8 protein-coding genes and 1 other RNA gene are annotated in these 8,353 nt (G+C 38.1%); all 9 read right to left on the reverse strand.

Annotated features, from left to right (window positions below):
* Nucleotides 1-144: 144 nt before the first annotated feature.
* The 9 genes from K6G87_RS04335 to K6G87_RS04375 all read right to left on the reverse strand — a co-directional run bounded on the left by K6G87_RS04335 (nt 145) and on the right by K6G87_RS04375 (nt 8,138).
* Nucleotides 145-972: an energy-coupling factor transporter transmembrane component T family protein gene (locus tag K6G87_RS04335; RefSeq protein ID WP_296834395.1), complete on the reverse strand. Its 828-nt coding sequence runs from the start codon at nt 970-972 to the stop codon at nt 145-147.
* Entirely contained in the window at nt 965-2,683 is a 1,719-nt protein-coding gene (locus K6G87_RS04340) for an ABC transporter ATP-binding protein (RefSeq protein WP_296834397.1), read from the reverse strand. The genes K6G87_RS04335 and K6G87_RS04340 overlap by 8 nt, the downstream gene beginning before the upstream one ends.
* A gap of 8 nt (nt 2,684-2,691) precedes the next feature.
* Nucleotides 2,692-3,246, reverse strand: coding sequence for an ECF-type riboflavin transporter substrate-binding protein (locus K6G87_RS04345; protein ID WP_296834400.1), 555 nt, complete (start codon nt 3,244-3,246; stop codon nt 2,692-2,694).
* A 168-nt stretch (nt 3,247-3,414) separates the two neighbouring features.
* Nucleotides 3,415-3,770, reverse strand: a transfer-messenger RNA (tmRNA) gene (gene ssrA, locus K6G87_RS04350).
* 97 nt (nt 3,771-3,867) lie between these two features.
* A complete protein-coding gene (locus K6G87_RS04355; RefSeq protein ID WP_296834402.1) occupies nt 3,868-4,218 on the reverse strand; it encodes a hypothetical protein in 351 nt (116 codons plus the stop codon).
* A 149-nt stretch (nt 4,219-4,367) separates the two neighbouring features.
* On the reverse strand, nt 4,368-5,945 hold the full coding sequence (locus K6G87_RS04360; RefSeq protein WP_296834405.1) for a methyl-accepting chemotaxis protein: 1,578 nt from the start codon (nt 5,943-5,945) through the stop codon (nt 4,368-4,370).
* A gap of 311 nt (nt 5,946-6,256) precedes the next feature.
* Nucleotides 6,257-6,781 (reverse strand): GNAT family N-acetyltransferase, encoded by a 525-nt coding sequence (locus K6G87_RS04365; RefSeq protein ID WP_296834408.1) that lies wholly within the window; start codon nt 6,779-6,781, stop codon nt 6,257-6,259.
* Nucleotides 6,781-7,596: a PHP domain-containing protein gene (locus tag K6G87_RS04370; protein ID WP_296834411.1), complete on the reverse strand. Its 816-nt coding sequence runs from the start codon at nt 7,594-7,596 to the stop codon at nt 6,781-6,783. Before K6G87_RS04370 ends, K6G87_RS04365 begins: the two co-directional genes overlap by 1 nt.
* Nucleotides 7,597-7,613: 17 nt before the next feature.
* Entirely contained in the window at nt 7,614-8,138 is a 525-nt protein-coding gene (locus K6G87_RS04375) for a hypothetical protein (RefSeq protein WP_296834414.1), read from the reverse strand.
* Nucleotides 8,139-8,353: the final 215 nt, after the last annotated feature.

Raw genomic sequence — 8,353 nt, forward strand, 5'->3', positions numbered from 1 at the left:
TTCAGGATTAAGTATCTGTATAAAAGCTGTTGAGAAAACGTCATCCGAGTGGAATACGCCTCCATGTGTAATAGCTTCTTTGACTTCATAAATATAATTATTATCCATATTAAACCTTACTACCTTTCATGTTTATGACAATTATCATTTGAACGGATTATAGAAACGTCCACCGTTAATAACATTAAGACTGATTGAGCAAATAAGTAAAGCAATGCAAATTAACACACATATATAATCGGCTAATTTAAACTTTTTGCCCATATACCAGGTGCGCTTTTTATTCTTGCCAAATCCTCTTAGTTCCATCGCATTAGTGATTCCCTCAATTCTATCGACACTCGTAAGAATAAGAGGAATAAGTATCGTTGATGCAGCTTTAAGCCTCTTAATAAGGGAAGCCTTTTTGCTCATCTCAACACCTCTTGCCTGACTAGCCTTACTGATCTCATCATACGAGCGCTGAATATCAGGAATATAGCGAAGGGCAAGCGCCACAGAATACGATATCGAATAGCTTATCCCGATACGATTTAATGATGCTGCGAATTCACTGGGATTAGTCGTACACACAAACAGAAGTATAATAGGAATTGTTGCTGCATATTTAAGCCAGTAATTGAGATGGTAAAAAAGCTGCTCAGCTGTTAATCCATATTTTCCGCTCATTCCAAAAAGAAATGTAGTTGTACCGTAGATCTCTGATCCATGATGTGGTGAAAAAAGATAAACGAGTACTGTATTAAGAACCAGAAACACAAGCGTAAAGCCCAGCATAAAAGACACATCCTTGATATGAATATGTCCTACATAAAACAATATAATTCCAAACACAGAAAGAATAGCAAGAAATCTCGTGTCATAGGTTCCCATTGCTGCAAAGCTCCACAGCAAAAGGCACACGAGTTTGGTTGCTCCTGTTAGTTCATGTATTTTGGATTGTCTGTCAATATAATTAAATAAATTAGTCATGAGATCTTACTTCTTTCCTCTCATAATCAATAAATCTCTGTACAAAAGAAGCTGCGTCCTGTATTTCACATTTTACTGCAAGATTATACAGAGACGTTTCTTTAAGACTAGCTTCTTCTACGATATTTTTATTTGTAAGAATTCTTGCAGGCGTATCATCTGCTATTATGCTTCCATGTGAAAAAACGACTGCTCTGTCAGCATATTCAAGCATAAGATGCATATCATGAGTGATCATAACAATAGTGATCCCTCTGTCTCTTAGCTTTTTCAAAAATTCCATTATCTCTGTATAATGTCTGTAATCCTGTCCTGCTGTGGGTTCATCGAGGATTATCATCTCAGGCCCCATAACAAGAATAGATGCTATAGTAACTCTCTTTTTCTGTCCAAAGCTAAGAGCAGATACCGGCCATTTTCTCATTTTCCAAAGGCCACAGACTTTCAGAGCTTCTTCAACCTTTACCTTAATTTCATCCTCAGGTACTTTTCGATTTCTAAGGCCAAATGCAACTTCGTCATAGATCATAACCTGTGAGATCATCTGATTAGGATTTTGAAGAACATATCCGACATGATCAGCACGTTGCTTGATACTATTATTTAAAAAGTCCTGTCCATTAAAGGTTACTGTTCCTGATGATGGAGTTTCAAATCCACATATAAGCTTGGAAAAAGTAGTCTTACCAGCGCCATTGGTTCCAACTATGGCAAGCATTTCTCCTCTTTTTATATCAAGGCTGATATTATTAAGTACACTCTTTTGACTCTTTTGATATGCAAATGACATATCCTTCACCGATAAAAGGATGTCATTTGCAGTCTTATTTACATTTTCAGATGTGTCTTTAAACCACTTTCTAACCAGCTCTTTATCTTCACTACTAATAGTCATTGCATCCAGGTTCCATGGATGCTTATCTTCTATCACATCTACACCTGCATACTCAAGTGCAGTAACATATAAAGGTTTTCTGACACCGCATTTATCCAGATCATCTCCGGCAAGGAGCTTGTCAGCAGATGTGTCAGAAACAATGCGGCCTTCATTCATAAGAACAACACGATCAACATACCTGTGCAGAACATCCTCTACTCTGTGCTCTACTATGATAACAGCTGCTCCTGTCTGTTTCTGCATTTCATCTATAAGTTCTATTGCCTGCTTACCTGTAGCAGGATCAAGATTGGCTAAAGGCTCATCAAACAAGAGCACATCAACGTCATCCACCATAACACCTGCAAGGGATACACGCTGCTTCTGCCCTCCGGATACTTCCCCCGGAGCATGCGACATAAAGTCGCCGATATTGACCATATCAGCGACTTTTTGTACGCGTTCTTTCATTTCCTTTTGAGGTATACAGTCATTTTCAAGAGCAAATGCTATATCCTCTGCCACTGTCATTCCAACGAACTGAGCATCACTGTCCTGAAGAACAGTTCCAACAGTTCCGGCTATCTTAAAAAGACTCAACTTGCGAGTCTCTTTACCATTAATAGTAGCGCTTCCTGTCATCTCACCCTTGTATGAAAATGGTATAAGTCCGTTGATACAGTGTACAAGTGTACTCTTACCGCATCCTGACGGACCTGCTATCAGTACTTTCTCGCCCTTTGAAACGGCAAAGTCAATATCATAAAGAGTTGGCTTTGCCTGAGCGTTGTACTTAAATCCAAATTTGGTAAATTCGATAACTTTATCTGACATAAAAAAGATTAATCTTCTTCCTTAAGACTTCCCTTCTTAGGAATTGCTGCTGTATATGCAATGCAAAGAAGAGTTCCGACAATTGCAGTTGTAATGATATTGAAAATCGCACCTACAACACCCTGAAGGAATACTTTATTGGCAGGTTCTGCAAACATAAGTATATCAAGAACAGGCGCAATTACTATCCATGCTATAGCATGTGATACAACCTGGCTGACATTAAAAAGGATAATGCGCTTTACATCAAATACCCCCTCATCAAGTTTAAGGCGATATGAAATAATTCCCATTGTAAGACCAAAGAAACCGGATGCTATAACCCAGCTCCACCATACACCCCAGCCATAGCTGAAGTCTATAAAGAAATGTCCGATAAGACCTGCAAGAACACCTGCTACAGGTCCAAAAAGTCCTGCGATAAATGCAAGAAGACCATACTGAACTGAAATATTTGTGTTAGGAACAGGACTTGGAATAGCTACAAATCTTCCAAGCACAAAGAATAATGCTGCACCAATTGCTGTTGCTACGATTGTCTTTACTGATACTAATCTTTTCATCGAAGTTCCTCCCTTATTTGTTATGTTTTGAGATTATAATATCACAATTATTATAAAGAAGCTTATGCATATGTCAAATAGCAGAGTATGATTTGGAAACAAAAAAATAAGTGCAGATGTCAAAGTTCATCACTTCTACAACTACACCTTTATAGTACCTGTCTTCATAAGTGGACTAGACGGGAGTCGAACCCGTGTCCAAAAGCTCGTCCGCTGTCCTTCTACTATCATAGTAAACTGTTTCGGGTTGCCCCACTTCCCTCATCAGACCATCAGTTTACGAACAATCTGAATCAGTAGCTTCATAATACGCCCACAATCTCAAAGCTTTGACTGTGTCGTTTCCTGCTTAAATGGCGTCAGGTTCCGGATGAACAGGTGCACCCGGTCTGGCGGCTGCAGCACTTAGGCTGCTGCTAATTCGTAATCGTTGTTAGCGTTTACTTTTAAGTTTGAGGTTTAACGCACCATCCCGCGGATAGCTTCTCCAGTTTCAAAACCCCTGTCGAAACCTTTACTAGCCCTTATTAAGTTTGTATAGCACACATGTGCTCTGATATTATATCGGATTATTGAAGTTATTTCAATAATCCGATATATAAATCTTCTATAAACCTCTGATCATTCGTAAATTTCAACTCGCTTGAACTTTTCATCATTCCAGTTCTCGCCTTTTTTGCCAGCTTCCAAAGTAATCTTATCACCTGGCTCCTTGTCGTCTATATCTATAGTAAGTTCATTGTAAGTACTACATTCGACAACTATCTCATCATCATCAATTTCCCAGTCGATCTTAGTGTTTTCTTTAGTTCCACCATTAAGATATCCTTCTCCGTCTTCACAAAGGATAAGAACACTTCCTTCTTCACCAATATATACACCGCTCCATTCCTTAACCTGAAATTTGCCACAACCGGCAAGACTCATAACGGCCATAAGGCTGCATAATGCTACAACTACTTTCTTTTTCATATTATTCCTCCCTGCAAACTTTTTTCATTAGCTATTTATACATCAAATGCACATTTGATTATAGCATTAATTTTTTTCCATAAACAAATAATATGATGTAGGTGTCAAAAGTACCTTTTGACACCTACATCATATTAAAAATGTTTTTATTACTGTGTTACAAATTTGCCTACGCTGTCTTTGAGGTTACCGGAGTAGGTATTAAGCTCTGTGGAAGATGCTGCACATTCCTGTGATACAGCTGAGTTATCGGTAACAACATCAAGTACTGTTTTGGAAAGTGAGTTTATTTCCTGTATAAGTTCATTCTGATGCTGACTCTGCTCGTTGAGCTTGTTGATGATATCATTAACCTCATTGGTATTATCTGTGATTCCGCTAAGAGATGCTGCAGCATTATTAACAATCTTGGTACCATTGGAAATACTTTGAAGCGCGTTTGTAATAAGACTTGAGATAGTCTCTGTAGAACTGCTGGATTCATCAGCAAGTTTACCTACATTCTCTGCAACAACAGCAAATCCCTTACCGGCTTCGCCTGCTCTTGCTGCCTCAATTGAAGCATTAAGTGACAACAGACTTGTCTCAGAAGTGATCTCATCCAAAGCTTCAACAATAGAATGAATCTCTTCCGAAGCTCTGCTGATCTCTTCCATAGCACCTACAGCTTTATCCATCTGCTCTCTTGTATATTCAACACTTGCTGCTGTATCAGCGCTGGACTTTCTTGCAGCATCAACATAGCTGTATACCTTATTATTTTCATCAAGTGTGATCTGGATCTTATCCTGCAAATCCTGAATACTGTTGGTCTGACTCATCGCTCCATCAGCAAGGCTCTGTGATACTTTAGATACTTCATGAGCAGAAGCTGCAACATGATCTGCAAGTTCATCCATTGCCTTAAATTCGTCTGAAAGCGCTGCTCTTATATGATCAATATTGCTCTGAATAGGAACATAATCACCAAGATAGTTCATACTTGTCTTACTTACAAGATCTCCATCAGCCATTACGTTAAGGTTTTCTTCTATATCCTGAACATAAGACAGGATTCCTTTTCTCATATCATTAAGTATGCTATAGAGGCCGCCAATCTCATCATCTTTTTCATAAACAAATTCTTCTGAAAGATGTCCGTCTGCAAGTCTTCCAAGATTGTCTTCGAGTCCTTCTATAGGAGTTACAACACTGCTTGTAAAGATCTTCGAAACCTTCCTGAATGTGAAGAAACAAGTTACAAGGAAAATTGCCAGGATAACATAAAGCATAATAGCAAGAACATCAACAAGTGTCTGTGCATCACTTACCATCTGATTGGTTAGTGAGAATAAGGTCTCACTATCTTCAAGTAATGTAGTATAATCTCCAGTCTCCTTGTACTCTTCTATATCCGGCTTAATTGTATTATTCCAGTAATCATCAACTTCATTACGGCTACTTGGAAAGCTTCCAAGATGCATCTGCTTACCAATTTTGGTAAGATTAGTATCTACTACACCAACGGCAGTTGATTCGTCCATTCCGGCTATAACCTGCTTGATAGCCCTTTGGCTTCCGCCTCGTACAATACCTGCGCTGTTAACTACAGCGGTATACCTTGTAAAAAGAAACAGACTTATACCTATCAGGATCACAACGCCAAGGATCAAAGCAAATATTTTCTGTAAAGTGCTCTGAATTGTATATGAAATAGTAGATTTGTTAACAACCTTACCTTTATCCATACTTTAATCTCCTTTTTAGAAACTTGAGCCAGATATTCTTTTCATGCATCTTATAAATGATAAAAATCATCAATTAGCAAAGTGCATATAATATATCGACATAAAAGGCTGATATCTTAGTTTATTATTTATTTAACCGCTACTATTTATATGGCTGTGCTACCATGAACTCCTGTCTACATAATTATAAAAATAGCGATCATCCTTATCCTAAAACAGGGTGATCGCTACTATTACACTACTCTACTCTTATACTGCATTAATTTTATGTTGTCTTAGGCTTATGCCGCCTTACTCTTTATACTGCAAAATCACTTGGTGAACTCGCAAACCATCTCATGCCACTGTTCGCCGCCCCAGGTTGAATCGCATACTCCATTATCAGTAAATCCAAATTTTTTGTACATCCCAACTTTGGAATCAAGGCAGGTAAGAACAAGGGATTTACGTCCTCTATCCTTTTCTCTTATCTGATAGCGGTGCATAAGTTCACGTCCAAGTCCCTTCATCTGATAATCTGGAAGAACATCAAGTCCGCAGATCATGATATTAGCGCCGTCATCTTTATGATTATCTGCCTCAGTAAAAAACTCATCTCTAAATACAGTTTCATCTGTTGCAATTCCGTTTAAAAATCCAGCAAGCCTACCAGTCTCCTTATCTAAAGCTACAAGGAAAATATCTTGTGCTTTGGCAATCCTTGCTCTCATATTTTGAGCAGAACATGCCTCGTTGGGTGGAAAGCAGGTCTTTTCTATATCTATAGCCTGTTCTATCTCGTCATCATTTATGGTTCTGAATTCAAATCTGTCAATAAATTCTTTGGATGCTTCCATCAACCTCTCCTTGCAAATAGATCTTTTAGCTCAACGCTTCTTCCATGATTATTATCATCAAACAATGTCATTGGAAGGTTATTAACCGTTTCCTTTGTCATAACCTTTCTATCATCAGGTATCATTGGCATATAGCCTTTTCCTGTCTTTACAGCATTAACATAATCAAAGATAGTCTCTAAAGGCTTTTCAAAAAGCATTCCTGCGCAGCTTCTTTCAAGAACATTAACATCATGAAGATCTGTTCCTGATGTCATGTTGATGCCTCTTTGAGTACAGAAGTTATAAGCAAGTATATCCTGACTTTCCGGATTGCCAAAGTTGCAGGCTTCCATAGCATCGCACTGGAAAGGATGAAGATATATATCAGAAAGATAGTCTCTTTCCCTAAAAGGATGTGCTTGTACGATAAGGCCTCCAGCTTCATGAATAAGCTTTAAATATTCAATATGATCAGCATCTTTTATTTCAGGATGAGCTTTAAGCCATTCCTTATCAGGGCCGTATATGAGATATTCGTCTCCGTGCTGATTCTCTTCCCAGCCAAATAAAACCTTGATACCTTGCTTATCACCTTCTTCTCTGGCTATTTCGTAGCCTTTACAAAATTCATCGATATATTCAGACCAGGGAAGACTTCTTGAAGGTCTTGTATTACCTCTAAAGAAATGGTCTGTGATTATCATTCCGGTATATCCAAGTTCCTTGAACTTTGCTATATAATCTTTTCCATCTGTCTTACCACATGCACTTGACTGAGCTGTGTGCATATGAACTTCATACTTATACTTAAAATTACATGTTTCCAAATTCAACTTACTACTCCCTATTCCTACTCTTCAGTTCCCTGCTCATCTGCCTTTTCTAAATTTCCAAAGACCTGGCCTTCTTCGAAATATTCCCAGGTAGTTTCTTCAACTACAAGCTCATATTTGCCTTGTCCATCTTCACGAAATAAGAACTTTACAGGGTCTCCATTTGCATCAAGTGCATCAAATACAATTCCTTCAGAAGTTGCTGAAACTGTTCCTTCATCGATCAGTGTCAGTCTGTAGATACTAACCTCCATGGTATAATCATCACCATCTTTATCTATAGTGATCTCATTGGAATCCCAGTCCGTATAATATCCGATATAATCATCAATATTTAAAGTTTCATCTTCTTTGGAAGTTTCCGGATCTGCAGTTTTATCTTGTATAGCACTTGCTTTTGCTACATCACCTGTTCCTTCGTCAATGGACTCATTAGAATCTTCATTAATTGCTTCATTAACATCTTCATTATCTGTCTTGCCACAAGCAATAAGTGACATTGTCATAACTACTGTACATATTATTGCAAAACTCTTTTTCATGATAATCTCTCCTTTACAACAATCAACACGTGTAACACATTAACAGTTAAATTATTGCCAGTTCGTATCAGTTCATTATATGAGGTAGGTGTCAAAAGTTCCTTTTGACACCATATGACTACCGGATTGTTCCGTTTCTTCGAAACTCTCACAATCCTCAAACATTCGCAAATCCGCACTACGTGCTACTTTGCTCATGTTTGGCGGGTCATAAA

The organism is Butyrivibrio sp. (assembly GCF_024699075.1).